The 25326-nt window shown below is 68.3% G+C and carries 22 protein-coding genes and 1 pseudogene; 15 read left to right on the top strand and 8 right to left on the bottom strand.

The genetic code is table 11. From position 1 onward, the window contains the following. Positions 1 to 205: 205 nt before the first annotated feature. Positions 206 to 511 (top strand): annotated as a pseudogene (locus tag HP507_RS18495) (integrase core domain-containing protein); the annotation flags it as partial. 21 nt (positions 512 to 532) lie between these two features. On the opposite strand, the gene HP507_RS02250 reads toward HP507_RS18495, so the two are convergent. Together HP507_RS02250 and HP507_RS02245 are read right to left on the bottom strand one after the other, a co-directional pair. After that, positions 533 to 1852: an ROK family transcriptional regulator gene (locus HP507_RS02250; protein WP_175350244.1), complete on the bottom strand. Its 1320-nt coding sequence runs from the start codon at positions 1850 to 1852 to the stop codon at positions 533 to 535. Positions 1853 to 1920: 68 nt separating this feature from the next. Continuing rightward, complete coding sequence (locus HP507_RS02245; RefSeq protein WP_175350243.1) at positions 1921 to 3435, bottom strand: GMC oxidoreductase; 1515 nt, start codon at positions 3433 to 3435, stop codon at positions 1921 to 1923. Positions 3436 to 3550: 115 nt separating this feature from the next. Between HP507_RS02245 and HP507_RS02240 the strand changes: the two genes are divergently transcribed. Together HP507_RS02240 and HP507_RS02235 are read left to right on the top strand one after the other, a co-directional pair. Next, positions 3551 to 4723: a Gfo/Idh/MocA family protein gene (locus HP507_RS02240; protein ID WP_175350242.1), complete on the top strand. Its 1173-nt coding sequence runs from the start codon at positions 3551 to 3553 to the stop codon at positions 4721 to 4723. A gap of 86 nt (positions 4724 to 4809) precedes the next feature. Further along, complete coding sequence (locus tag HP507_RS02235) at positions 4810 to 5823, top strand: sugar phosphate isomerase/epimerase family protein (protein WP_175350265.1); 1014 nt, start codon at positions 4810 to 4812, stop codon at positions 5821 to 5823. A 605-nt stretch (positions 5824 to 6428) separates the two neighbouring features. On the opposite strand, the gene HP507_RS02230 is transcribed toward HP507_RS02235, so the two are convergent. After that, positions 6429 to 7724, bottom strand: coding sequence for an MFS transporter (locus tag HP507_RS02230; RefSeq protein WP_175350241.1), 1296 nt, complete (start codon positions 7722 to 7724; stop codon positions 6429 to 6431). Between HP507_RS02230 and HP507_RS18100 the strand changes: the two genes are divergently transcribed. Continuing rightward, complete coding sequence (locus HP507_RS18100; RefSeq protein WP_338085228.1) at positions 7636 to 8310, top strand: MarR family winged helix-turn-helix transcriptional regulator; 675 nt, start codon at positions 7636 to 7638, stop codon at positions 8308 to 8310. The two genes, HP507_RS02230 and HP507_RS18100, sit on opposite strands and share 89 nt — an antisense overlap. A gap of 96 nt (positions 8311 to 8406) precedes the next feature. Here HP507_RS18100 and HP507_RS02220 read toward each other — a convergent pair whose 3' ends face one another. Next, positions 8407 to 9306 (bottom strand): alpha/beta hydrolase, encoded by a 900-nt coding sequence (locus tag HP507_RS02220; protein WP_175350239.1) that lies wholly within the window; start codon positions 9304 to 9306, stop codon positions 8407 to 8409. 157 nt (positions 9307 to 9463) lie between these two features. Here HP507_RS02220 and HP507_RS02215 point away from each other — a divergent pair, with 157 nt between their 5' ends. Next, a complete protein-coding gene (locus tag HP507_RS02215; RefSeq protein WP_175350238.1) occupies positions 9464 to 10324 on the top strand; it encodes a helix-turn-helix domain-containing protein in 861 nt (286 codons plus the stop codon). Between the two features lie 11 nt (positions 10325 to 10335). Here the strand turns inward: HP507_RS02215 and HP507_RS02210 are convergent, their stop codons facing one another. Then, positions 10336 to 10953 (bottom strand): TetR/AcrR family transcriptional regulator, encoded by a 618-nt coding sequence (locus HP507_RS02210; protein ID WP_175350237.1) that lies wholly within the window; start codon positions 10951 to 10953, stop codon positions 10336 to 10338. Positions 10954 to 11110: 157 nt separating this feature from the next. On the opposite strand from HP507_RS02210, the gene HP507_RS02205 reads away from it, so the two are divergent. From HP507_RS02205 to HP507_RS02195, 3 genes are all read left to right on the top strand, one after another. Then, a complete protein-coding gene (locus HP507_RS02205) occupies positions 11111 to 12400 on the top strand; it encodes an MFS transporter (RefSeq protein ID WP_175350236.1) in 1290 nt (429 codons plus the stop codon). 55 nt (positions 12401 to 12455) lie between these two features. Continuing rightward, on the top strand, positions 12456 to 14225 hold the full coding sequence (locus tag HP507_RS02200) for a glycoside hydrolase family 3 protein (RefSeq protein WP_271207388.1): 1770 nt from the start codon (positions 12456 to 12458) through the stop codon (positions 14223 to 14225). Positions 14226 to 14307: 82 nt separating this feature from the next. After that, positions 14308 to 15120 carry a histidine phosphatase family protein gene (locus HP507_RS02195; RefSeq protein ID WP_175350235.1) on the top strand — a complete coding sequence of 271 codons (813 nt, stop codon included), beginning with the start codon at positions 14308 to 14310 and terminating at the stop codon, positions 15118 to 15120. Between the two features lie 35 nt (positions 15121 to 15155). Here the strand turns inward: HP507_RS02195 and HP507_RS02190 are convergent, their stop codons facing one another. Then, the gene (locus HP507_RS02190) at positions 15156 to 15815 is read right to left on the bottom strand and encodes a UdgX family uracil-DNA binding protein (RefSeq protein WP_254700891.1); all 660 of its coding nucleotides are present in this window, start codon (positions 15813 to 15815) and stop codon (positions 15156 to 15158) included. 47 nt (positions 15816 to 15862) lie between these two features. Next, positions 15863 to 16231 (bottom strand): DUF488 domain-containing protein, encoded by a 369-nt coding sequence (locus tag HP507_RS02185; RefSeq protein WP_175350233.1) that lies wholly within the window; start codon positions 16229 to 16231, stop codon positions 15863 to 15865. A 153-nt stretch (positions 16232 to 16384) separates the two neighbouring features. Between HP507_RS02185 and HP507_RS02180 the strand changes: the two genes are divergently transcribed. From HP507_RS02180 to HP507_RS02165, 4 genes are all read left to right on the top strand, one after another. Beyond that, on the top strand, positions 16385 to 17683 hold the full coding sequence (locus tag HP507_RS02180) for an ABC transporter substrate-binding protein (RefSeq protein WP_175350232.1): 1299 nt from the start codon (positions 16385 to 16387) through the stop codon (positions 17681 to 17683). A 151-nt stretch (positions 17684 to 17834) separates the two neighbouring features. Continuing rightward, positions 17835 to 18659, top strand: a complete 825-nt coding sequence (locus tag HP507_RS02175; RefSeq protein ID WP_175350231.1) for a carbohydrate ABC transporter permease — start codon at positions 17835 to 17837, stop codon at positions 18657 to 18659. After that, positions 18656 to 19531 carry a carbohydrate ABC transporter permease gene (locus tag HP507_RS02170; RefSeq protein WP_175350230.1) on the top strand — a complete coding sequence of 292 codons (876 nt, stop codon included), beginning with the start codon at positions 18656 to 18658 and terminating at the stop codon, positions 19529 to 19531. The genes HP507_RS02175 and HP507_RS02170 overlap by 4 nt, the downstream gene beginning before the upstream one ends. Beyond that, positions 19528 to 21288: an amylo-alpha-1,6-glucosidase gene (locus tag HP507_RS02165; RefSeq protein WP_175350229.1), complete on the top strand. Its 1761-nt coding sequence runs from the start codon at positions 19528 to 19530 to the stop codon at positions 21286 to 21288. The genes HP507_RS02170 and HP507_RS02165 overlap by 4 nt, the downstream gene beginning before the upstream one ends. Positions 21289 to 21332: 44 nt before the next feature. Here HP507_RS02165 and HP507_RS02160 read toward each other — a convergent pair whose 3' ends face one another. After that, positions 21333 to 21992 (bottom strand): GntR family transcriptional regulator, encoded by a 660-nt coding sequence (locus HP507_RS02160; RefSeq protein WP_175350228.1) that lies wholly within the window; start codon positions 21990 to 21992, stop codon positions 21333 to 21335. 121 nt (positions 21993 to 22113) lie between these two features. Between HP507_RS02160 and gcvPA the strand changes: the two genes are divergently transcribed. From gcvPA to HP507_RS02145, 3 genes are all read left to right on the top strand, one after another. After that, positions 22114 to 23490, top strand: coding sequence for an aminomethyl-transferring glycine dehydrogenase subunit GcvPA (gene gcvPA, locus HP507_RS02155; RefSeq protein ID WP_175350227.1), 1377 nt, complete (start codon positions 22114 to 22116; stop codon positions 23488 to 23490). After that, positions 23487 to 25091, top strand: a complete 1605-nt coding sequence (gene gcvPB / locus HP507_RS02150) for an aminomethyl-transferring glycine dehydrogenase subunit GcvPB (RefSeq protein ID WP_175350226.1) — start codon at positions 23487 to 23489, stop codon at positions 25089 to 25091. Before gcvPA ends, gcvPB begins: the two co-directional genes overlap by 4 nt. Further along, positions 25088 to 25326: hypothetical protein (locus HP507_RS02145; RefSeq protein WP_217508405.1), on the top strand; the 239-nt coding region annotated here is incomplete at its 3' end. The genes gcvPB and HP507_RS02145, both read left to right, overlap by 4 nt.

The raw sequence follows: 25326 nt of genomic DNA, 5'->3' as shown, positions 1-25326 counted from the left end.
CGAGTCGTGGGTGGTTTCCGCCCCGTCGCACGTCGCGAAGGAGCTCGGATCTCCGGTCAGTGCGCCCGGCGGTGGGTGCGACGCTTCCAGTGACCTTGGGGATCGCGGTCTGCTGGATCGTTCGAGCGGTCTCCGCATCGATCACCGACGAGAACCCGGCCCGGAACGCGAATGAGCGGTGTTGGAGGCGCAGGGCGGTCCACCATTCGCAGGCCACGGCATCACGAAGATCGAACGAGTGGCCTCCGACAGGTATTCACCTACCGGCACTCGGTCCCGATCAAGAACGCGGTCGCGCTCGGCGCGACGCAGAAGTTCATCAAGCCGCACTGCCCGTCGCAGTGAACGGCAAGGTTGAACGGTTCAACGGGATTCTCGCGACCGAGTGGGCCTACCGGCAACCCTTCATCAGTAACCAAGACCGCGCCGACGTGCTCGCGCCCTGGACCGCGCACTACAACACTGGCCGGATCCGCTCGAGCCAGGGCTCACGCCCGCAGCCCGAGCGTCACAACCTGATGGCTCAGCACAGTTAGGGGCGAAGCGGCAGTGCCAGGCCGCCGGAGGCGGTCGTCACAGACGACATCAGTTCGGCTCGAGCAGCTGGGCTCAGCACCTCCCGGAAGAGAGCGGCTCCGTGGACGCGGAGCTGTTGCGGCGTGCCATCGGCCCACCAGCTACCGAGGTTGGCGGCGCTGAAGATCTCGTCGAGAGCGAGCATCGCGGCTCCGATGACCCCTTCGAAGTGATTGAGCGGCACCTCGGCGATGAGGAGATCGTCGGTCGCCAGGGCGAGCGAACGCGCGGTCACTCCGGACCGGATCGCGTCTATGAAGACATCGCCCACGCGAACCAGAGACCCCCCGATGAAGACCGTCGACGGGTTGAAGAAACTCACCAGCGTCGCGAGGTGGGCGCCGATGAGTTCGCCCGCGTGGTGGATGAGCTCGGCGCAGAACGAGTCACCGTCGAGCGCTCCTTCGACCACGTCCTCGACGTGGATCTGGCGACCGTCCTGCAGCATCCGACCGAGGTAGGCGCCTGCATCGAGGGCTGCGGCGGCAGACGCGTCACGCGCCAGTGCCCACCCGCCGGCATTCGCCTCCAGGCAGCCGAACTTGCCGCAACGACACCTGACGCTCGAGCCGGACACGAACGCGCCGTGACCGAAGTCGCCAGCTGCTCCGCGCGCACCCCGGTGGAGACGGCCACGCGAGATGAGACCCGCGCCGATTCCGGTCCCGGCCTTCACGAGGATGACGTTGTCACCCGCAGCGAGACGCGTCTCCCTCCACGTGCCCAGAGCCATGAGGTTCGCGTCGTTGTCGACCCACACGGGCACGCCGAACAACCGCTCCAGGCGGCTGCGAACCGGGAACTTGTCCCATCCGCTCATGATCGGCGGGGAAACAAGGGTTCCGGATTCGAAGTCCACCGGGCCCGGAACGCCGATCCCGGCAGCCCAGAGGGTGCCGTCCACCTGCTCGAGCAACTCGGTCACGACGCAATGGAGATGGTCCATCGACGAATCCGGACCGGCGTTGACGTCCCAGACGTCCAACTGGTCACGCAGGATGCGACCCTGCAGGTCGGTGATCGCAACGTGCAGTCGAGACACGCCGAACACGGCTGCGAGCACCAGCCCGCGGTCAGCGTTGATGCGGAGCACATGAGAGGGACGCCCTCCTGTGGACACCACCTCATCGGTCTCGACAACCAGCCCGGCGTTGATGGCCTGCTCGATGCGCTGGTTGACGACTGCCCGACCCAGATCCGTCTGCCGGATCAGCTCCGGTCGTGTCATCTGGTCGGACGATCGAATGAGGGCGAGAAGCAGAGCGACCGTGTTCACGTTGTCAGGCATGGATCCTCCAGAAGCAGCCTAGGGCCACCCGTCGACACAGCGATGGTGCAGCCGCCTCAGACGCGCGACACCCTGGCCGCGATGTGGCGCGCGCCCCGAACCGCCAGGGCAACGGACGTCAGCGTCGGGTTGCACGCGGTGGCCGTGGGGATGACGCCGTTGCCGGCGACGTAGAGACCGTTCACGTCCCACACTTGTGAATCGGGGTCGCAGACACTCCGACCGTCGTTCCGTTCCCCCATACGAACCGAGCCTTGGTAATGGAGCGAACTGCCCAGAGGAAGCAGGACGGGTTCGTCTCCGATCGCGTCGCCGAGCGACTCAGCGGCCTCCCGCACCGCGCGCTTCGCTTCCTCGATCCGCTGCAGATCGACGTTCGTCAGCCGGTAGTGGATCCGCATCTTCGGCAGCCCGTAGCCGTCCACCTCGGTCTCGGAGAACTCGACGCGGTCGAACTCGTTGATGTCCTTCGCGCAGAACCAGCCGAGTCCGACGATGCTTCCGGGCTCCGGTTCGCCCCCCGCCAGCTGCACCGGTGAAGCGTCGAGCTGCATCACTTGGCCGTGGAACGGGTGCTCATCGGTGAACGGTACCCAGCTCACGCCGGTCTGGGCGGCGACACTGCCGTCATCCGGGACGGCTGAGGCGGCGCCCCGCAACTCAGCAGGTGCGTCGCGGAGGCGTACGGCGAAGACGATCTGGGCCTGATCGTTGAGGAATCGTCCCAGCGCCTGCGGACGTACTCCAGAAGCCCAGAGGAGCTGCGGGGTCCGCAGCGAGTCGGCGGCCACCACCACGTAGCGCGCCGCGACCGTCCTGGCAGTTCCGCTGCCGCCGACCCGCACGCGGACCCCGGACACTCGCCCATGCTCGCGAATGACTTCGGTGACGGCCGCCTCTGAGACCATCGTGAAGTTTGGATTGGCCGACGTCACGTCCCCGAAGACGACCTCGGAGCCGGACCAGCGGCTTCGGCCCTCCATGGTCGAGACCGCGAGAGGCATCGGCTGGACCTGTCTGCCCGGCACGCGGTCGTCGTCGAGCGCGTTACCCAATCGACGCCGCACTTCCGAGGAGAACGGGGCATCGGGGAACGGATCCTGCGAGACGCCGAGGAGGCGCTCTCCATCCTCGAGAAGGTCGTCGAGGTCGGCGAGGAAGTCGATGCGCTCGCTGTCGCCCGGGCGCGGACACGCGCAGGTCCAGTGCGCTCCCATACCTCCGACGTTCGCGGACATCGCTGCAGCAGGCAAGCCGTCCTCACCGGGAAGCATCGATCCTTCGCCCAGCAGGAAGGTCCCGGGCCGGGCTCGGACCTCGCCTGCCGGCGCCGAGAAGGTGCGGTCAGACACTTTGCCGGGGCCCTGCGACATCTGCTGCGCGGTGTGCCGCGCATCGGCGTCGATGATGTTCTTCACGTGGCCACCGAGCGGACCCGCCAGTCGTGGCCCAGCCTCGAACATGAGCACGCGAGCGTACGGCGCTTCCTCGGAGAGGATCCGCGCGTAAGCAGCCCCTGTCGGGCCACTTCCGACGATGATCACGTCTGCCTGGGAGGGGAAGTCGGTCATGAAAACACCTTCGTTACTATTGCATGGGCACGACAAAAGTATCACGTCGTGTTAGCGTTCGGGCAGTCACTGCCCCCGCCCGGGGTGCACTTTTGAGTAACTGAAGCGAGGGTCTATGTTGGACAAGCCGTTGCGGGTAGTCGTCATCGGCACCGGGATGATCGCGGCCGTGCATGTTCGGGCCGCCCGCGCAGCCGGCGCCGAGATCCTCGGGGTCCTCGGCCGTACAGCCGACCGGTCGGTGCAGGTCGCCGCCGAGCTCGGCGTGCCCCGGGGCTATGCCGATCTCGACGCTGTCCTCGCGGATCGGCCGGATGTCGTGCACGTGTGCACGCCCAACGACCAGCATCACGGGCAGGCGCTGGCGATGATCCGCGCCGGCATCAACGTCGTGTGTGAGAAACCCCTGACGACGTCAGCGGCGGACGCCGACGAGCTCGTTGCCGCCGCGATCAGCGCGAGCGTCGTCGCGACGGTTCCGTTCGTGTACCGGTTCCACCCGATGGTGCGAGAGATCCGTGACCGGGTCGTCGCCGGTGACCTCGGCCGGGTTCTTGCCGTGCATGGTTCCTACCTGCAGGACTGGATGCTCGACGAGGACACCTCGAGTTGGCGCGTCGACGCGGCGGCGGGAGGACCTTCAAGAGCGTTCGCAGACATCGGTTCGCATTGGTGCGACCTGGTCGAGTTCGTCACCGGGGAGCGTCTCGTCAGCGTCCGTGCATTGACGGACGTCGTGTACCTGACCCGGCCGACGCCGTCGGGCTCGTCGTTCGATCACCGACGCCCGAAAGGTGGCGATCGGATTCCGCGTACACCGGTGACCACCGAGGACACCGCGATCGCCTCGTTCCGGACCGAGTCCGGGCGACTGGTCAACGTGGTGGTGTCGCAGGTAGCCGCAGGGCGGAAGAATCGACTCTGGTTCGAGATCGACGGGTCGCGCGGCAGTGCTGCGTTCGACCAGGAGAACCCTGAACAGGCATGGTTCGGAACCGACCGAGGTGCGCAGATCGTCGTCCGGGACCCGTCGCAGGGCGCGACCGAACAGCGTCGACTCGGGGTCGTCCCGGCGGGACACCCTCAGGGCTACCTCGACGCGTTCGCCGCTTTCGTCGGCGACACCTACACCGCCGTGCGTGCCGTCCGTTGCGGTGGCGGAGGACCCGACGGACTGCCCACGTTCGCCGACGGGGCGCGGTCGGCGAGGATCGTGGAAGCAGTCGTCGCCTCCGCAGCAACCGACCAGTGGGTCGCCATCGCCGGCCGGGAGGTGCTGGTGCCGTGACCAAGACCAGTGTCGAAGCACGCAGCGTGCCGGCGCTCGAGCCCCGCGGCGGCATCGAGAAGCAAGCGAAAGCGAGTTCCGCCGGAATGCCGGGCACGCACCCCGTGACGCTGTTCACCGGGCAGTGGGTGGACCTGCCCCTTGAGGACGTGGCGGGACGCGCAGCCGCGTGGGGGTTCGACGGACTCGAACTCGCGTGCTCGGGTGAGCACCTCGACGTCTGGCGCGCCGTGGAGGACCCCGCCTACCTGGCTGGGCGGAAGCGAATCTTCGATGAGCACGGCCTCCAGCTGCACGCGATCTCGAACCATCTCACAGGGCAGGCGGTGTGCGACGAACCGATCGACTTCCGGCACCGCGGCATCGTCCGCGACCGGGTGTGGGGCGACGGCGACGCAGAGGGCGTCCGGCAGCGGGCGGCTGAGGAGCTGCGGCTTACCGCGCAGGTCGCCCGGCAGCTCGGGGTGGACACCGTCGTCGGGTTCACCGGGTCGAGGATCTGGCCGTACGTAGCGATGTTCCCGCCCGTGCCGGACAGCGTCATCGATGCCGGCTACGAGGACTTCGCGGCGCGGTGGAACCCGATCCTCAACGTGTTCGACGGTGAGGGGGTGCGGTTCGCGCTCGAGGTGCACCCATCCGAGATCGCGTACGACCACTGGACCGCGGTCCGTGCCCTCGACGCGATCGAGCACCGGGACGCGTTCGGATTCAACTGGGACCCGTCCCACATGCTCTGGCAGGGTATCGACCCGGTGGGTTTCATCACCGACTTCGCGGACCGGATCTTCCACGTCGACTGCAAGGACACCCGGCTGCACGCTCGGAACGGCCGGAACGGGATCCTGTCCTCGCATCTGCCGTGGGGCGACCCCCGGCGGGCGTGGGACTTCGTGTCCACCGGGCACGGCGACGTACCGTGGGAAGACTGCTTCCGTGCGCTGCGATCCATCGGGTACGACGGACCCATCAGCGTCGAGTGGGAAGACGCCGGCATGGACCGGCTCCACGGGGCCGCAGAAGCGGTTACGTTCGTCCGCTCCATGCTCTGGTCGCGGCCCGACCGGCGGTTCGACGACGCCTTCGGAAGCAACTCCTGATCGCCGGCGCCGAACTCCTTCTCCGTCCCCGGAAGTGATGCAGCCAGAACCGCCGCCGGAGCAGGATTCCCGTGCGAGCTCGTTCTGCTCGTGCTCTCCGTGCCCCTGCTCATTCGGACCGCTTCGGCACTCGCTCGTCACCTGCCCTCGTCGCGTTCAGCGATCCGCGAACGGGAACGCACTCACGCCGGCGGCCCGGCTGGCACCTCATCGCTGAATCTTCGAGAGAGAGTGGGCGCGCCGAGCGGGAGGCGTTGGATACCGCCCACGTCGTCGTCCCGAAATGCAGGAAGGGCGTCGGGGGACCACCCCATGGCTGAGCGGCCCCGGTGCGGTTGGGCGAGCAGGAGCGCAACCCGATGTGCACCTTGTGGATCCTCATCGGCGCTCGCGATAGCGATGGATCGATACCGATGCCCACATGGAGTGCTCCAGCTTCGGGCTATCTGGAGCCTGTGGATCGACAGCGCCCCTCGGATGCTCAGTGCGGACGAGATCGTCGCAGCGCTCGGCCTGAACGGCCCGCGGGACATCCCAGGACGGCAGGCTGCGCGTCGTGGACGCTCGACTGCCGGGCTGCACGGGATTCGCCGTGCAGTCTCGGCTCATCGGTCGGTTCGGCGCTCGATCCGCAGTTCGTCGTCGATCGCTCCTGCGGCGCCACCGAACTCGTCGGCGACCTCGCCCGCGATGTCCGTCTCTTGTACTGCGTCGGGTTCATCGTCGGCGTGGGCGTCTGCCGCGGCGAGCATGCGGTGTCCGGTTGCCAGTACGGCGATGCCGACCGCGACGGTCACGGCGGCGAGGATGAAGGGCACGTGGATGTCGAAGTGGTTGACGAGGATCCCCGCGACGAACGGCGCGAGGCCACCGCCGAGGAACCGCACGAAGCCGTAGGCGGACGAGGCGACGGGCCGCTCGACCGGTGAGACGAGCATGACTGCCTGGGTGGTGAGCGTGTTGTTGATGCCAACGACGATGCCGGACGCGATCACGCAGGTGATCACGACCCAGCGGGTCTCCGTGAAGACGCCGATGAGCAGCAGCAGGATCGCGAAGAACGCGAGCGCCCCGTAGAGGGACTGCGCGGTGCCGAAGCGTCGCTGGAGCCGGGGCGCACCGGTGATCGAGAAGATCGCGACGAGGATGCCCCAGGCGAAGAAGACCCATCCGAGCTGGATCACGCTGAGCTTCATCGGGTAGGGCGCGTACCCGAGCATGGTGAAGAAGCCCCAGTTGTAGAGCAGGGCGGTGATGCTCATCGTCAGGAGGGACCGGTGTCGCAGCGCGAACAGCGGGGCCGACAGGCGGACCTTCTGAGCCGGCTTCGGTGTCTTGTCGACCAGCGTGATCGTCGCGAGGAGCGCGATCGCCATGAGCACCGCGACACCAAAGAACGGGCCGCGCCAGCTGATGTTGCCGAGGAGCCCGCCGATGAGTGGCCCGACCGCGATGCCGAGCCCGAGCGAGGCCTCGTAGAGGACGATGGCGCCCGCGAACCCGCCGGAGGCGGACGCGACGATGACCGCGAGCGACGTGGAGATGAAGAGCGCGTTCCCGAGGCCCCAGCCGGCTCGGAAGCCGACGATCTCGTTGATCGAACCCGAGAACCCGGCCAACGCCGAGAACACCACGATGACGACCAGGCCGGCGATGAGGGTGCGCTTCGCCCCGATCCGGCTCGACACCCAGTTCACGCCGAGCATCGCGACCGCGGTGATCACCAGGTAGCTCGTGAACAGCAGGCTGACCTGGCTCGGCGATGCGTCCAGCTGGTCGGACAGCACCGGCAGGATCGGGTCCACCAGACCGATGCCCATGAAGCTCACGACGCAGGCGAACCCCACGGCGAAGACGGCTTTGGGTTGTTTGAACAGACTGGGACCTGCGGATGCGGTCACCGAGTCACCTCCTCGGTTGCGGGTTTCGGTCAGACGATGTGAGGGCTTGCCCTCATCTGCACCGACGATAGTATATAACGACCTTATGGAAAACGACAGCGCCACTCCGAGGGCTCTTGCCCTCGTGATCCTCCGTCTTGTCCGCGGCCTCCGTGAAGAAACCAGTGAGACCGGCCTGAGTCCGGCTGCCGCCTCTGCGCTCCGACGCCTCGCCGACGACGGGCCGATGCGTCTGACCGAACTGGCGAGGCGCGAGAACGCGTCGCAACCGGCGACCACCCAGTTGGTCGGACGGCTCGAAAAGAGTGGTCTCGTGGGGCGCGCTGCCGCACCAGAAGATGGTCGGGCAGTCGTGGTCTCGATCACAGCGAAGGGTGCGGACACGCTCGAGCGCCGCGTCGTCACGCAAGAGCGGGCACTCGAGCGGGCACTCGACGGGCTGCCCTCCAGGGATCGTGAGCTCGTCGCCGAAGCCGTCCCGGCGCTCGGACGACTGGCGCGCGAGATCAACCGCTCGTCACTCGAAGCCGCGCAGGGTCAGACCCAGGGCCACGGGGCTGACGACCCCGGGCGATCCGAGGAGTGAGCTGGCCTGCCCCTGCGGCGCCTGTTGCGATCGATCGCAGCTCACGCCGTGAGAGGCGCGGGACCCGGCAGGGTCCCGCGCCTCTCCACTCCTCGCTCAGGCTGCGAGGTGCTTGCGGAAGAAGCTCGTGAGCTCCTCGACCGCCTGCGCGACGTACGGGTCGCGGTCGTAGAGGTCGACGTGCGTTGCACCGTCGATGAGGACGAGCTGGCCGGTCTCGCCCACGTCCGCGATCGCCTTCTCGCTGAAGCCCCGAGTGACCGCTTCCGTTCCGGCGATCATCATGAGGGGTCGCGGAGCGATCTTGGCGACGTCTGCGAACGAGTCGAACTGGTCGAGCATGTCGGCGCTCCGCAGCACGTACGCGCCGATCGAGTTCGGGTGCTGGCCGCGCGGCGTCTTGTAGTAGTCGAAGAACTCGGCGGTCGGCGCGGGGGTGTTCTCGTCGACCGAGTCGGGGAGGACCGGGACCATCCGGGCGGGCTTGCCCTGCGCCTCCTCGGTCCGGGCGTTGCCGGACTCCACGACCTGTTCGTGCCATGCCTTCGGGTCGGCGTCCCGGAAGAAGCTGGGGACATCGGTTCCGCTGACACCGGCGACGGCTTTCATGCGGTGGTCGGTCTGTGCCGCGTAGGGGACGTAGGCGCCCGAGCCGCAGATGCCGAGGGCACCGATCCGCTCCGGGTCGACGTCGTCGCGAGTCGCGAGGTAGGAGACGGCGTTGCGGAAGTCATCGGCGCGCTGGAACGGGTTCTCGAGGCCGCGGGGGTCGCCCTCGCTCGCGCCCTGGTAGGCGGCATCGAACGTCAGGCAGACGAAGCCCTGCTCGACCAGCCGCGACGCATAGACAGCCGGCGACTGCTCCTTCACTCCGGTGGTCTGGTGACCGATGACGATCGCGGGGAACGGCGCCTCTCCGGTCGCGGGGACGTAGACCTGCGCTGCGAGCATCAGGCCGTCGCTCGGGAAGCGCACATCGGTTTGCTGGAAAGACATGGTGTCTGCTCCTCCTTGTTGCCGAGGTAGGGATCTCCTACCCGATCGGACGCGCCGTCCATGCTCGTCCGATGCGATCGGTGGCGGGAGAGCAGGATCCTGCATAGGAAGATTCGTTCCCACGACAACCGACGGCGACGCTCCTATCGTTGGTGCCATGTCACCCGGTCCGGTCGAACTCCGAGAACTCGGGCAGTTCCTGCGGACCCGCCGTGAAGAACTGCAACCGGACCACGTCGGGTTGGTCCCCAGGATCGGCGATGGCCGCCGCCGGGTGAGCGGGCTCCGGCGTGAGGAAGTCGCGCAGCTCGTGTCGATCAGCACGGACTATTACATCCGCATCGAGCAGGGCAGGCTCGCACCGTCGGACTCGATCCTCCCCGCGCTGGAACGTGCCCTCCGGCTCAGCGACGAGCAGCGCGACTACGTCCGCACCCTCCTGCGGACGGTGAACACGGTCGACACCACGGCGGCCTCCCGGCGCAGGCGTTCCCAACCGGTCGCGGTGCGGCCGCAGCTCCGACGGCTCTTGGCGCGACTCGACGACGTCCCAGCCATGGTCCTCGGCTCGGAACTCGACATCCTCGCCTGGAACGACCTGGCATCAGCGCTGCTCATCGACTTCTCGACGGTCCCGCGCCGCGACCGGAACTACGCCCGGCTCGTCTTCACCGACGACACGATGCGCGGCCGCTACCCGGACTGGGAGCAGGTCGCGCGGACGTGTGTCGCCGTTCTGCGGATGAACGCCGCCGAGGACCCGACGAACCCCGAGCTGTCCCGGCTCGTCGGGGACCTCTCGATCGGCAGTGCTGAGTTCCGCCAGTGGTGGGCGGAGCGCCGCGTCGCGCACCTGAACTTCGGCGTGAAGCGGATCCGTCACCCACAGGTCGGTGAGATGTCCCTGAACTGGGACGGTTTCCAGCAGGCCACCCATCTCGACCAGCAGCTCGTCATGTGGTCCGCCGATCCGGACACGGATTCCGCAGCGCGCCTCGACGCTCTTCACCGCATGTGACAGATGCGCCCTCAGGCGTCGTACAGCGGTACCGTGAGCAGCTCCTCGATGCGGCGGCGGATCGCGGCGGACATGTCGACGGAGGTCGGGTCGAGCAGCCACTGCACCTGGAGACCGTCCATGATCGCGGTGAGCTCGACGGCCGCCGCGTCCTGGTCCACTCCGGCGCGGAGGTAGCCCCTGTCGGCGGCGCGACGCAGCGCGCTGGCGGTGCCGCGTCGGATGCGCTCGTAGCGGGAGATGAAGTACGCGTGCGCCGGGTGGTCCGGTGAGCCGGCTTCTGCGGAGAGCACCGCGTAGAGCCCGATGATGCCGGGTACCGCAGAGTTGTGGGCGGCCAGGTCCACCATGCCGCGCAGGATCCCCAGGCCGTCGGTGCCCTGCGACCCGTTGCGTCGGAACCGTTCCAGGTCTTCCTTGTCCCTCGTCTCGAGCACGGCTTCGAGGAGCGACTCCTTCGTCGGGAAGTGATGCGACAGGCCGGCGCGCGAGATCGAGCAGGCCGACGCCACCTCGAGCATCGTGGCGCCGTTGAAGCCCACCCGCCCGAAGAGCTCGGTCGCTGCAGCGATGATCCGTTCGCGGCGCGCTCGTCCGGTGGCGTACCCCTGCTCGGTCGTGGTGCTCATCGGCTCCATTCTGCCGTCGCCCGATGGGAGGAGCGGGACTGCCCTGCCCTCCGGGCAAAACCGGCACTTGTGTCGGTATTCTGTGTTAGCGTTCCCTCGCGCCGCACCGATGGAGCGGCGATGGTTCTTCACCGTCGAATGAATCCAAGGACACGACATGACCACCCACCCCGCCCAGCCCACGCAGGACGTCGTCGAGCACCTCATCACCCAGGCGGACCCGCCGCCACCGGTCAAGGGCGGTCTGAACCGGCTCCTCGTCTGGATCTTCCCGGCCAACTTCTTCATCTTCGCGATGTGGGGAGCGATCCCCGGCGTCCTGCTCACCGCCCAGGTGCAGGCGATCGACCCGAAGCTGACGGTCCAGCACATGATGATCGTGTCGGTCATCGGCGCGGTCTGCGCGATGATCGCCCAGCCGATCGCCGGTCAGGTCAGCGACCGCACGCGGTCCCGGCTCGGGCGCCGTGCGCCCTGGATGATCGGTGGCGTCGTCGTCGGCGCCGTCGGTCTCGTCGCGCTCGCGTTCGCAAGCGGCAGCCTGGTCGTCATCACGATCGCCTGGTGCATCGTCCAGATCGGGTACAACTTCGTCCAGGGGCCGGTGTCCGCGATCCTGCCCGATCGGGTGCCGCTGAACCGGCGGGGGACGTTCTCCGCGATCTTCGGCTTCGCCCTGATGGGCGGTTCCACCGTCGGCGGCATCTTCGCCGCCGTCTTCATCCACATGATCCCGGTTGCCTACATCGCGTTCGCCATCGTGGTCGGCGTCGTCATCCTGCTGTTCGTGCTCTTCAACCCGGACCACTCGAACAAGGGGGAACCCCGCCCGTCGTTCGATCTCCGCGCGTTCCTGCACACGTTCTGGGTCAGTCCCATCAAGCACCCGGACTTCTTCTGGGCGTTCACGGGGCGGCTGCTCCTGTACATCGGGTACTTCGCGATCAGCGGCTACCAGCTGCTCATCCTCGAGAACTACGTGCACCTGAGCGAGACCGAGGCGGCCGGCCTGATCGCGCTCGCCGGCGTCATCATCCTCGTGTGCATCCTGCTCACCACGGCCATCTCGGGCCCGCTCTCCGACCGGTTCGGCCGCCGGAAGCCGTTCGTATTCGCGTCGTCCGTGCTCATGGCCGTGGCGATGATCATCCCGTTCTTCGCACCGACGGTGGCGGGCTGGATCGCCTACACGATCGTGATGGGACTCGGCTTCGGCATGTTCCAGTCCGTCGACACCGCGCTGATGAGCCAGGTGCTGCCGTCGTCGGAGTCGTTCGGCAAGGACCTCGGCGTGGTGAACATCGCCGCGACGCTGCCGCAGGTGCTCGCGCCGTTCATCGCCGGTGCGATCGTGCTGATCGGCGGGTACCAGCTGATGTTCCCCGTCGGCTTCGGGGTCGCGATCCTCGGCGCGGTCTGCGTCTGGTTCATCAAGTCGAGCAGGTGACCGGACAAGTGACCGGACAGGTGACCGAACAAGTGACCGAACAAGAAGGACTGAAGTGACGACTACAGGCACGCAGGTGCACGCACGGTTCCCCTACCAGGACGCGACGCTGTCGATCGACCAGCGCGTCGACGACCTGATCGCACGGATGGATCCGGCCGACAAGGCCGGGATGCTCTTCCACATGATGGTCGCGGTCGGAGAGCACTCGAGTGGCAACTCCGCCTTCGGCATCCCGTCGCTCGTGGCGATGGTGCGCAACCGCCGGATGAGCCACTTCAACCTGCTCGGCGAGGCGCCCTCCGGCCGGGAGTTCGCAGCGTGGCACAACGAGGCGCAGCGGATCGCGGCGGAGACCGGGCTCGGCATCCCGCTCACGTTCTCGACCGATCCCCGGCACGCGTTCACCGACAACCCCGGTGCGTCGATCCTCGCCGGTCAGTTCTCCCAGTGGCCGGAGACGCTCGGCTTCGCCGCGATCGGATCGCCCGAGCGCCTCGAGCGCTTCGCCGACGTCGCTCGGCAGGAGTACACGGCCGTCGGACTGCGGATCGCCCTGCATCCCCAGATCGACCTCGCCACGGAGCCGCGCTGGTCGCGCATCAGCGGCACCTTCGGCGAGGATGCCGACCTCACCTCGCGACTCGTGGTCGGGTACATCCGAGGCTTCCAGGGCGACGAGCTCGGCACGGACTCCGTGGCGACGATGGTCAAGCACTTCCCGGGCGGAGGGCCGCAGAAGGACGGCGAGGACCCGCACTTCGCATACGGTCGGGAGCAGGTGTACCCGGGCGGCGCGTTCGACTACCACCTGAAGCCGTTCCGGGCCGCGATCGAGGCCGGTGCCACGCAGATGATGCCCTACTACGGCATGCCGGTGGGTACCGACATGGAGGAGGTCGGCTTCGGCTTCAACAAGGGCGTCATCACCGATCTGCTCCGTGAGGAGCTGGGTTTCGACGGCATCGTCTGCACCGACTGGGGCCTCCTCACCGACGTGACGATCCTCGGCACGCCCATGCCGGCACGCGCGTGGGGTGTCGAGTCGCTCAGCCGGGAGGAGCGGATGCTCAAGGCACTGGAGGCCGGGGTCGACCAGTTCGGCGGCGAACTGTGCACCGACGTCCTGCTGGACCTCGTCGCGGAAGGCCGCGTCACCGAGGACCGGCTCGACCAGTCGGTGCGCCGGCTGCTCCGTGAGAAGTTCACGATGGGGCTCTTCGACGATCCGTTCGTCGACGAGGAGCGCGCCGAAGCAGTCGTGGGCGCGGCGGACTTCCTCGCCGAGGGGCTCGCCGCCCAGAGCGACTCGTTGACCCTGCTCACGAACACGGACTCGCTGCTGCCCCTCTCGCGGGGTGTCCGGCTGTACGCCGAGGGCATCGACGTCGACAAGCTGGGTGCGTACGCCACCGTGGTCGAGTCGCCGGACGAGGCCGACGTCGCGATCCTCCGCATCAAGGCGCCCTTCGAAGAGCGCTCCGGCGGCTTCGAGGCGTTCTTCCACGCCGGTTCGCTCGAGTTCCCGGCCGTGGAGCTGGAACGTCTGACCGCGATCGCCGAGCAGGTGCCGACCGTGATCGACGTCTACCTCGACCGGCCGGCCGTGCTCGGCGGGCTGGAGGAGTCGGCGGCGGCACTCATGGCGGACTTCGGCGCGTCCGACGACGCCGTGCTCCCCGTGCTCTTCGGGGAGCGCGCGCCCCAGGGCAACCTGCCGTTCGACCTGCCGCGATCCATGCGGGCGGTCGAGGAGAGCCGGTCGGACGTGGCGTTCGACACGGCGGATCCGACGTTCCGCTTCGGTCACGGTCTGCGGTACTGACCCTTCCCCGCCCCGAGCAGGACGGGAGGCTCTGTGCCGGTCGTGCACCGCGCCTCCCGTCCGCCCATCAAAGGAGATGAACGTGACCGACCTGACCCGCCGCACCGTGCTCACCACCGGCGCCCTGGCCGTGGGGACCTCCGTCCTCGCCTCCGCCGAACCGGCCGCCGCGAACCCGACGAGCGGCGCCGGCCGCGGCCGCGCCCCGGACACCCGGACCGCCACCGTGTACCTCGTCCGTCACGGGCAGACCTGGCTGAACAAGGCAGGCCTCGCGCAGGGGTGGAGCGACGCGCCGCTCACCACCACGTGGGCGCCGACGGCCCAGACGATCGGCCGGAACATCGCCCAGCGTCACGGCAGACTCACGGCGGCCTACAGCGCCGACATGGTGCGGCACTTCCAGACGGCGTCCGGCATCCTGCAGGGCGCGCGGTCATCGCTGCAGGTGACGCGCGACGAGCGACTCCGCGAGGTCGCGTTCGGCGGGTTCGAGGGCTCGGCGGGCACGACCATGTGGGACGCCGCAGCGGCGCTGCTCGGCTACTCGGGGATGGCCGCGGCGCTCGCAGCGGGGCGTTCCGTCTTCGACCTCGTCGATGCCATCCCGAACGCCAACCCGTACCCGGCGGACACCATCGCCGAGAAGTCGGCGACCGTCGCAGCCCGGATGCTCGCCGCGCTCGAGGACGTCGTGAGTCACGTGTCGAACGTGGCGAGCCCCGCGATCCTCGTCGTCTCGAGCGGCCTGTCCATCAGCTGTCTGTTCGACGCGTGGGGCCAGGCGAGCCGGCTGCCGGCCGCGGGGATCGGCAACGGAGCGGTCAACCAGCTCACCCACTCGCGCGGGCGGTGGACCGTCGACAGCGTCAACGACCTCAGCTACACGAGCTGACCCGCGGCCGCCCGACATGGTGTCCGATCAGGGCTTCAACGTGCTCGCTGTCGCGAGCGGCCCTCCGGCGTCCAGTTCGCTGCGGTCCGGAGATCGTCCACGAGCGCCCGGAACGCGGCTTCTCGGTCAGCGGGCTCCGGAACACGGAGCAGGGCGGACGGATGCGTCGTCACGAGCACCGGGGTCCCGGTCTCCTCGGTCGCGTCGAGGACCTCGCCGCGAACGGAGCCGACCGTCACCGGGTGACCGAGCAGCGCCCTGGCTGCTGTCGCGCCGAGGGCGATGATGATCTCCGGGCGGACCGCCTGGACCTCGGCCCGGAGCCAGGGGTGGCATGCGACGACGTTGCCGACCGCGGGCTTCTGGTGGAGGCGACGTTTCCCGCGCTCCACGAAGCGGAAGTGCTTGACGGCGTTGGTCAGGTAGGCGTCCCGACGGTCGATCCCGGCCTGTTCCATGGCCTCGTCGAGCAGCTTGCCGGCCGGGCCGACGAACGGCTTCCCCGTGCGGTCCTCCTGATCCCCGGGTTGTTCGCCGACGAGCACGAGCCGGGATCGTGCCCGTCCCCGGCCGAAGACGGTCTGCGTGGCGTCGCGGTGGAGCTCGCAGCCACGACACGCTTCCGCGGCCTCCCGCAGCCTCGGGAGGCTGCGTGAGCCCGGAACCCACTCGTCCGCGCCAGGTCGTTGCACCATTGCCATGGTTCGAGCATGCACTCCTCGCGCCAGCGGCGTGGTCGTCCCTACTCGCCGCCCGCGCCAGGTCTCGGCTGCATCAGGAGTTCGGCGAGGACCACGGCCTGATTGTGTTCCTCGTCCCTGGCGCCGTACACGAGCGTCACGATCGGATGCTCGTGTACGACGCGGCGAAGATGCTCGAGCGCCTCGGAACCGTCCAACTCCGCACGGTAGCGCTCGCGGAACGAGTCGAACCGGTCGGCATCGTGGCCGAACCACTTCCGGAGGTCGGCGCTCGGCGCCACGTCCTTGCTCCATTCGGCGATTCGAGCATCGTCCTTGGAGACACCGCGCGGCCAGAGGCGGTCGACGAGCACTCGGTACCCGTCGCCTTCCTCGGCCGGTTCGTACGCACGCTTCACCCGAACGGTCATGAGATGAACGGTACGGACCGAGGGCGACGCGCGTCAGCACCGGGATACCCGATCCGAGACGTTCACGATTCGTGCCGAGGGCTTGCGCGATCCTCGACGGGACTGTATACAGAATACACCCCCCTCAGAGTTGAGGAACGAGAAGAGGAACAGATGTCCCGCGTCGACTCGAAGTTGAAGAAGGTGCTGGCAGTCGCCGTCACCGCCGCACTCGCCCTCGGAATGTCCGCCTGCTCGGGATCGAGCTCCGGTTCCGCGACGAAGACCATCGTCTGGTCGACTTGGGGCACGCCTCAAGAACTCACCAGCTTCAAGGCCTTCGACAAGAAGTTCATGACGGAGCACCCCGACATCAAGGTCGTCCTGCAGCCGGTGGCCGACTACGGCGACTACCACACGAAGCTCCTCGCGGAACTCGCCTCCGGCACGGCTCCGGACCTCTTCTACATCGGGGACGACAAGATCGGTCAGTTCGTCAACTCGAACGCGCTCATGCCGCTGACCGAGCTGATGGAGTCGAAGGACAGCAAGACGAAGCCGAGCGACTTCGCGGAAGGGCTCTACGGCGCAGCGAAGAGCGGCGGAAAGATCTACGCGGCTCCCAACGACTCGAATCCCGACGCGTTCTGGTACGACAAGGTCGCGTTGAAGCAGGCCGGCATCACGGAGGACCCGGCAACCCTCGCGGCCGAGGGGAAGTGGACGACGAAGACCTTCCTGGAGATGAACAAGAAGCTGCACGACGCGGGACTCACCGGAACCATGTTCTGGAACTACTGGTCGACGCACTACAGCTGGATCTCATCGCAGGGCGGGAAGGCCTTCACGAAGTCCGGCAAGTTCGTGGCGAATACCGACCGAACGAGCATCGACGCCGTCGACACCCTTGCGCAGAACTTCCAGGACAAGACCTTCGTCGTCGCGGACACCCTGCCCGAAGGCGCTGGCGCGGACAGCATCTTCGTCTCCCACAAGGCCGGCTTCTTCGTGCAGGGGCGGTACACGATCGGGACGGTCAAGGCCGCCGGAGATCCTCAGGACTACGACGTCGCGCCCTGGCCGACCCCGACCGGCAAAGCGGCGCCCACCGGGGTCGCGGCCAGCTACCTCGCGATCAACGCGAAGACCAAGAACAAGGACGCAGCGTTCGAGTTCTTCACGTCGTACCTCTCCAAGGCAGGGCAGCAGGACCGGCTGAAGAGCGGAGGCAACGCCGTCCCGTCCATCAAGGGCGCCGACTCGGTCGTGCTCGACGGCTACCCGGCGCACGCGCAGACGCTGATCGACATGCGCGACATCGGCTTCGAGGACTACGCGGCCGAAGCGTCGGTCCCGGGTCTCTCGAGCGACATCAGCGACAAGATGCTCGCGCTGTACCAGGGCAAGGCGACCACGAAGCGCACCCTGGACGACATCGCCCAGTTGATCGCCAAGAAGAAGACCGGCAAGTGAGGCGACGACGGTGACTGCCATCAACGACGCCACGGCCACGGCTCAGGTACGGCCAGCCCCTCCGACGGTCGAAGCGCCGCGACCCGAGGCGGGCTGGCGGCGCCGAGACCGCCGCTGGGGATACGTCTTCGTCGGACCGCAACTGGTCGGGATGGCGCTCTTCGTCGTGCTGCCGTTCGTCGCCAGCATCGTCCTCGCGTTCGCCCAGTGGGACGGCCTGACCGCTCCGAGCTGGGTCGGTCTGGACAACTTCCGCGCGGAGCTGTCCGACCCGCTGTTCGGACGGTCCATCGTGAACACGCTGCTGATCTCGGTGATCACCGTTCCGATCGGCCTCGGACTGGCCGTGGTCCTCGCCGTGGCGTTGGAACGCTTGCGCACCCGGACCCTCTACCTCGTCCTGTTCTTCGCCCCTGTGGTGACCTCGTCGGTCGCGGTCGCCATGATCTGGCAGCAGCTGTTCCGGAAGGACGGAGTGCTCAGCGGACTGATCTCGACGGTCTTCCGGGTGCCGCCGCCGGACTGGCTGCAGGATCCGCACCTCGCACTGATCGCCGTCTGCATCGTGACCATCTGGTCGTCCGTCGGGCTGAACGTGATCATCTTCCTGGCGGGCTTGCAGAACATCTCGCCGACGGTGATCGAGGCGGCCCGCCTCGACGGCGCGGGAGCGTTCGCACTGTTCTTCCGGGTGCGGCTGCCGCTCCTGTCGCCGATCGTCTTCTTCTCGACCGTCATCGCGTTCATCAGCTCGCTGCAGACGTTCGACACCGTGTTCATCCTCACCGCGAACGCGGGCCCCGACAACGCGACACGAACGATCGTCTACCACATCTACGACCTCGGCTTCGGGAAGTTCCAGTTCGGCCCGGCGAGCGCGGCGTCGATCATCCTGCTCGTGATCACCCTGGTGATCACCGGCATCCAGTTCACCGCGCAGAAGCGGTTCGTGCACTACGAGGACGATGCAGCATGACGACCACTGTCCGGAACGTGTCCGCGCCGGCGCACAGCCGGATCGGCTCGAGGGCCCGTGCCGGGGTCCTCCACATCGTGCTCCTCGCCGGCGGCCTGGTGATGGTCTTCCCGTTCCTGTGGATGCTCATCACCTCGTTCAAGTCGCTTCCGCAGTTGTTGCACGATCCCCTGAGCGTCTGGCCGCACCCGTTCACGTTGCAGAACTACGTCGACGCGTGGAACGACGTGCCGTTCGGCATCGCCTACTGGAACACCATCTACATCGCGATCCTGGTCGTCGTCGGAACCCTGGTCACGGCGGCGATGGCCGGGTACGCGTTCGCCCGTATACCGTTCCGCGGTTCCCGCCCGCTGTTCGTCCTGTTCCTGGCGACGCAGATGATCCCGATGCAGGTCACGCTCATCCCCTTCTACTTCCTCATGGCGAAGCTCGGTTGGGTGGACTCGCACCTCGCGCTGATCGTGCCGGCGGCGTTGGCCAACCCCTTCGCCGTCTTCCTGATGCGGCAGTTCGTGCTCTCGCTGCCGCGCGAACTCGAAGAGGCCGCGTTGGTGGACGGCGCCGGCCGGTGGCGCATCTTCTGGAGCATCATCCTGCCCAACCTCCGACCGGGGCTCGGCGCGTTGGCGATCATCGTCGCGCTCAGCACGTGGAACAACTTCCTGCTCCCGCTCGTGATCCTCAACTCCGAGGGCAAGTTCACCGTCCCGCTCCTGCTGCAGAGCTTCCGTGGGCAGTTCGGATCGGTGAACTACGGGTTGATCATGGCGGCCTCGGCTGTCGCGACCATCCCCATGCTCGTCGCGTTCATCATCGGACAGCGCAAGATCATCGGGAGCATGGCGGCGTCCGGGCTCGGTGGCCGTTGACCGGCCCGAGCGCAGCGGTCGATGCGGTCGCAGCGCGAGTCGAGCCGTACCTCGACCTCGTGACGGCACCGTTCACGCTGCCGGGATCTCGGCTCCTGGTCCTTCGTGCCGGCGAGGCGCTCACCGTCAGGTCGGCCGAGTACGAGAGGCCGCTGTCGGAGTGTGGTGTCGTCGAACGATTCCGTGTCTTCGGCGCCGACGGTCGTCCTGCCGCGGTCTCGAGCGTGCGCCCCGAGCGGATCGCTTTCGGCGCCACCGGGGTGTCGCTGACCTTCGACGGGCCGGACGCGATCAGCATCGGGGCCGATGGGGCATGGGAGATCGAGTTCGAGATCCCCGCGTCCGATGGTGGCGCGCCGGATGCGGGACGATGGCGGATCGGCCTGCCGTCTGCGGAGACAGCTCGCTGGCACACGTCGGCCGCGCACGGGGTCCGGGTGACCCGGGACGCCACCGGATCCTCCGACGTCGTCCGTGTCGGGTTCTCCGCAGGCGGGTCCATCCGGATCGGCACCGACGACGGAGTGCCGACGTCCCATGCCGCCGCCCTGGACTCGACGACCCGGTCGTGGCGGGAGTGGTTCGCTCGGATCCCGCGGGTGCGTGAGGACCTGGCGGACATGACGGCGTTCTGCTGGTGGGTGCTCGGGGCGAACACCATCCGTCTCCGCGGCCGAGGTGTTCGAGCCGTCGTGCCGTCGAAGATCGGGTACGTCGGACTCTGGCAGTGGGACGCCTACTTCATCGCCGCCGGTCTCCGTCATGGCGCTCCCGAGCTCGCACGGGAGCAGCTCGACATCGCGTTCGCGTACCCGACCCCGGAGGGGCAGCTCCCTGACGTCGTGCACGAGGAGGGTGTGCTCGCGAGCAGTGAGGACCTACCGCCGCAGGACCGCGAGAACCTCAGGCGCGCCGGCTCCGCCATCGCCGATCCGGACGCGGCGATCCCGCTGACGAAGCCACCGCTGTCCGCCTGGGCCCTGACCCGTCTGGAGGGTCTGGTCGATGACCCCGCCTGGTTCGATTCGGCGTGGGGGACGGTCGCGCGGAGTCAGGAATGGTGGTTCCGGTGCTCCGACCTGGACGATGACGGGATGCCCGAGTACGGGCATCCGTACTCGTCCGGCCTCGACGACAGTCCGGTGTTCGATGCGGCCCTGCCGGTGAGCTCGCCGGACCTGGCCGCGTACCTCGTCGTCCAGGACGACCTGCTGGCCGCCCGCGCGCGCGCCCTCGGCGACTCCGCGAGTGCGACCAGGTACTCCCTCCGCGCGGATCGGACGATGACGCTCCTCGAGACCATGTGGAACGAGGAGGGCGGGTACTACCAGTCGCGCGGCGCCGGTGTGCCGATCCCCGCGGAGACGGCCGTCAGCCTGCTTCCCCTGCTGACCGGGCGACTCCCCGCGGCGCGGGTGCAGGCGATCCTCCTCGCGCTCTCGGACCCGGAGCGTTTCGCGACTCCGTGGCCGGTGCCGACGGTCGCGCGGAACGCGGCGGCGTACTCGAGCGAGCGGATGTGGCGCGGCCCCGTGTGGATCAACGTCAATGCGCTCCTCGTCGAGGGGCTCCGCGCGTCCGGGCACCCTGCGGAGGCCCGAGAACTCGCCGAACGGACGCTGCGGCTGGTGCAGCACGCGGGGGGTCCGCACGAGTACTTCAACCCGCTGACGGGCCTGAAGGCGTCGAGGGCGACGACGGCGTTCGCGTGGTCCGCAGCCCTGTACATCGACCTCGCGGTCGGCTCCTCACGGTAGGCCGGCATGCGGGCAGCAGTCAGCCGGTCACGTGACCGGCATCGTCACGAGAGCCGTTCCCAGCTGATCCCGGCTTCGGAGAGGAGCCGTCGGGTACCGTTCGTCCAGTTCGCGGCCAGCGCAGCCTTCGCCGCCGTGACGTCGCCGCCGACGAGGCACCGGGCGATCGCCGTGTGCTCTTCGGCCGAGCGCTGCACCAGCGCCTCGTTCGGGACGAGCAGGGACTCGTACCGGTGGATCGCGGCGCGTACGGACTCGATCTGCTCGAGCAGTCGTTCGTTCGGGCACGCCCGCAGCATCGCATGGTGCCATTCGTCGTCCTTGGTGTTCACGACGGCGTGCTCGGCGACGTCGGCGGAGAAGCCCGCCGCCATGTCCGCGAGCTCGGCGCCGATCTCTCGGAGTCGGTCGATCGGAGTCAACTCGAGAGCGAGGCTCTCGAGAGCGACGATGATCGGGGCGAGCTCCTCGAACTCGCGGGCGCTCAAGGGGACGAAGCGGAAGCCCTTGCCGTTCTCGCTGTCGATCTGGCCCTCGCTCTCCAACGCGATCAGCGCCTCCCGAAGGGGTGTGCGGCTGACGCCCAGCTCAGCGGCGAGCTGTACCTCGTTGATGCTCTCACCTGGGCGCACGACGCCGGAGCGCATGCGGGTGAGCAGTTCTTCCCGCACCTGTGATCGCAGGTTCTTTCGCTCGATGGCCATGAGATCCTCTCCGATTCTCAGCAGCGTCAGCCTAGGGCTTGACCCCGGTTGCGCTCGCTCGATACGCTCACTGTATACTGAATACACATCGTCGAACAACGTCGTTCACTGAGAGGCAACCGTGACCGAGCCCTTCATCCATCCGTACATCCCGAACACCGCTCCCGCCGCCCGTCAGGCGATGCTGGAGGCGGTGGGGGCGGCGACGGTCGACGAGTTCTACGCCGACGTGCCCGACGATCTCCGTCTGCACCGTGAACTCGACCTGCCGGCGCCCCTCGTGGCGGAACAGGACCTCGCCCGACACGTCACCGGGCTCCTCCGGCGGAACCGTGCGGTGGAGCCCGGGAAGCTGTTCCTCGGGGCGGGCACCTACAACCACGCCGTCCCCGCGATCGTCGACGAGGTCATCAACCGCAGCGAGTTCCTCACCGCCTACGCCGGCGAGCCGTACGAGGACCACGGCCGGTTCCAGGCGCTCTTCGAGTACCAGTCCCTGATGGGCGCGCTCCTGGACCTCGACGTCGTGAACGTCCCGACCTACGACGGGTACCAGGCAGCGGCGACCGCCCTCGCCATGGCCACGCGCATCACGGGGCGCCGGCGCATCCTCGTCGTCAGCGACGTCCACCCCGACCGACTCAGCAAGGTCCGGGACTACGTTCGTCCGTACGCCGACGTCGTCATCGTGCCGTCGGTCGGCGGCATCGCCGACGTCGCCACGATCGGATCACTCGTCGACGAGCACACCGCCGCGGTGTGGGTCGAGACCCCCAGCCACCACGGTGCGCTCGAGCCCGCTCTCCGGGGGTTGTCCGAGATCGCCCACCGCGTCGACGCGCTGCTCGTGGTCGGCACCGAGCCACTCAGCCTCGGTGCAGTCACGCCGCCCGCCGACCTCGGCGCCGACATCGTGCACGGCGACATCCAGTCGCTCGGGCTGCACCCCTGGTTCGGCGGGGCGCACGCGGGCTTCATCGGGGTACGGGACGATCCCCGGTTCGTCATGGAGATGCCCTCCCGGCTCTTCGGCCTGGAGTCCACCGACGTCCCGGGCGAGTACGGATTCGGTGACGTCGCGTACGAGCGCACGTCGTTCGCGCTCCGGGAAGAGGGCAAGGAATGGGTCGGGACGGCGGCCGCGCTGTGGGGCATCGCCGCGGGCGTCTACCTCGCGCTGATGGGCCCGCGCGGCATGGAGGAGATCGGCGACACCATCCTGTCGCGCACCGCCTACGCCCGGTCCGTGCTGACGGCGCTCCCCGGCGTGACGGCGACCGATGACGCCTCGCACTTCCGCGAGTTCGTGCTCGACGTGAGCGGAACCGGTGTTCCGGCCGCCACGCTCGTGCGCGAGCTCCGCACTCGCGGGTACGAGCCCGGTCTCACGCTGGACGCCGACCGGCTGCTGGTGTGCGTCACCGAGCAGAACACGCAGACCGACATCGATGACTTCGCCGCGGCGCTCGCCGAGGTCCTGGAAGGAGTGAAGGCATGAGCCTCCCGATCGCACCGAAGCCCGCTGTCCGACGGTTCCATCAGGCCCGCTGGGACGAGCCGATCGTCTTCGAGCTGCACGCCCCGGGGGAGCGCGGGGTGCAGCCGTCCCGGACGGAGCCCGGCGTCCGCGACCTCGTCGGGGAGTCCGTCGACCTCCTGCCGTCGGACCTGCGCCGCCGGGCGGCCCCGGACCTGCCCGAGGTCGGGCAGATGCGCGTGCTGAAGCACTTCCTCCGCCTCAGCCAGGAGAACCTCGGCGCCGACCTCAACGTCGACGTCGGCCAGGGGACGTGCACGATGAAGTACGCGCCGAAGGTGAACGAAGCGCTGATCCGCACCCCGGACCTCGTCGACATGCACCCCCTGCAGGACCCCGCGACCGCGCAGGGCGTCCTCGAGATCATCTGGCGGACGCAGCGCATGCTCGCCGAGATCTCGGGCATGCACCAGGTGTCACTGCAGACCGGCGGCGGTTCCGAGGCAATCTGGGCGAACATCTCGATGATCCGGGCGTACCACGCCTCGCGGGGCGATGACGAGCAGCGCGACGAGGTGATCACCACGATCTTCTCGCACCCGTCCAACGCAGCGGCGGCGAAGGTCGCCGGGTACAAGGTCATCACCATCCACCCCGACGAGGACGGCTACCCCGATCTGGAGGCTCTCCGCGCGGCACTCTCGCCGCGGACGGCTGCCATCATGGTGACCAACCCGGAGGACACGGGCATCTACAACCCCCGCATCCGCGAGTGGGTGGAGCTGGCACACTCCGTCGGGGCACTCGCCTCGTACGACCAGGCGAACGCCAACGGCATCCTCGGCATCACCCGGGCGCGGGACGCGGGCTTCGACGTCTGCCACTTCAACCTGCACAAGACGTTCGGCACGCCCCACGGCTGCGGTGGTCCCGGCTCCGGCGCGAACGCGGTCTCGGAAGCGCTCGAACCGTTCCTCCCGGGACCGATCGTCGAGCGCGTCGACGGCCGTTTCGTCGTCGACGCGGACCGCCCGCACTCGATCGGTTCGGTGGCCCCGTTCTTCGGCGTCGTGCCGAACATCGTGCGCACCTACGCGTGGATCCGGGCGCTGGGGGCGCCGGGCCTCCGTGCGGTGGCGGAGACCGCCGTCCTCAACAACAACTACCTGATGCGGAAGGTCCTCGACATCCCGGGTGCCAGCGCTCCGTACGCGACCGGCCGGCGCCGCATCGAACAGGTCCGCTACTCGTGGCAGGAGCTGTTCGAAGGCACCGGCATCACGTCGGAGGAGATCGGTGTGCGCGCATCGGACTTCGGGATGCACTACTGGACGAGCCACCACCCGTACGTCGTGCCGCAGCCCTTCACCTTGGAGCCGACCGAGTCGTACTCGATGGCCGAACTCGACGAGTACGCGGCAGTGCTCGCCGAGGTCGCACGGGAGGCCCGTGAGACGCCGGAGGTGGTCCGTTCCGCTCCCCACAACCAGACGGTGCACCACACGCACCATGACGACCTCGACGACCCGGAGCGCTGGGCGGTGACCTGGCGGGCCTACCGTCGGAAGTACCCGGTGGCCGAGCTCGCGACGGTGCCGGAGTCGGAAGCGGTCGTCGCGTGACGATCGGCGTCCTCGTGAACCCCGTCGCCGGCATCGGTGGTCCCGCCGGCCTCGGGGGAAGCGACGGCGCCGACGTGCAGCAGCGAGCCCGACAGCGTGGCGGGCGAGCCCGGGCCGGCGAACGCGCCGCGCTCGCCCTGCGAACGCTCGCCGCCGCGCACCCCGACGCGGAGCTGCTCACCGTCGCCGGGGCGATGGGCGAGGACGCCGCCCGCGCCTCGGGTCTGCACGCCAG

It is taken from the genome of Curtobacterium pusillum, from assembly GCF_013359865.1.
In the GTDB taxonomy this organism is placed as follows: domain Bacteria; phylum Actinomycetota; class Actinomycetes; order Actinomycetales; family Microbacteriaceae; genus Curtobacterium; species Curtobacterium pusillum.
Note: the sequence above shows the minus strand (reverse complement) of the source record. Positions and strands in the feature narration are given on the sequence as shown.

Coding starts and splice junctions, on each gene's coding strand:
- HP507_RS02180 (WP_175350232.1), top strand. CDS start 16,385: ATGTCCCGCGTCGACTCGAAGTTGAAGAAGGTGCTGGCAGTCGCCGTC.
- HP507_RS02205 (WP_175350236.1), top strand. CDS start 11,111: ATGACCACCCACCCCGCCCAGCCCACGCAGGACGTCGTCGAGCACCTC.
- HP507_RS02210 (WP_175350237.1), bottom strand. CDS start 10,953: ATGAGCACCACGACCGAGCAGGGGTACGCCACCGGACGAGCGCGCCGC.
- gcvPB (WP_175350226.1), top strand. CDS start 23,487: ATGAGCCTCCCGATCGCACCGAAGCCCGCTGTCCGACGGTTCCATCAG.
- HP507_RS02175 (WP_175350231.1), top strand. CDS start 17,835: ATGGCGCTCTTCGTCGTGCTGCCGTTCGTCGCCAGCATCGTCCTCGCG.
- HP507_RS02215 (WP_175350238.1), top strand. CDS start 9,464: ATGTCACCCGGTCCGGTCGAACTCCGAGAACTCGGGCAGTTCCTGCGG.
- HP507_RS02170 (WP_175350230.1), top strand. CDS start 18,656: ATGACGACCACTGTCCGGAACGTGTCCGCGCCGGCGCACAGCCGGATC.
- HP507_RS02235 (WP_175350265.1), top strand. CDS start 4,810: ATGCCGGGCACGCACCCCGTGACGCTGTTCACCGGGCAGTGGGTGGAC.
- HP507_RS02160 (WP_175350228.1), bottom strand. CDS start 21,992: ATGGCCATCGAGCGAAAGAACCTGCGATCACAGGTGCGGGAAGAACTG.
- HP507_RS02240 (WP_175350242.1), top strand. CDS start 3,551: ATGTTGGACAAGCCGTTGCGGGTAGTCGTCATCGGCACCGGGATGATC.
- HP507_RS18100 (WP_338085228.1), top strand. CDS start 7,636: ATGCCCATGAAGCTCACGACGCAGGCGAACCCCACGGCGAAGACGGCT.
- HP507_RS02190 (WP_254700891.1), bottom strand. CDS start 15,815: ATGGTGCAACGACCTGGCGCGGACGAGTGGGTTCCGGGCTCACGCAGC.
- HP507_RS02245 (WP_175350243.1), bottom strand. CDS start 3,435: ATGACCGACTTCCCCTCCCAGGCAGACGTGATCATCGTCGGAAGTGGC.
- HP507_RS02220 (WP_175350239.1), bottom strand. CDS start 9,306: ATGTCTTTCCAGCAAACCGATGTGCGCTTCCCGAGCGACGGCCTGATG.
- HP507_RS02185 (WP_175350233.1), bottom strand. CDS start 16,231: ATGACCGTTCGGGTGAAGCGTGCGTACGAACCGGCCGAGGAAGGCGAC.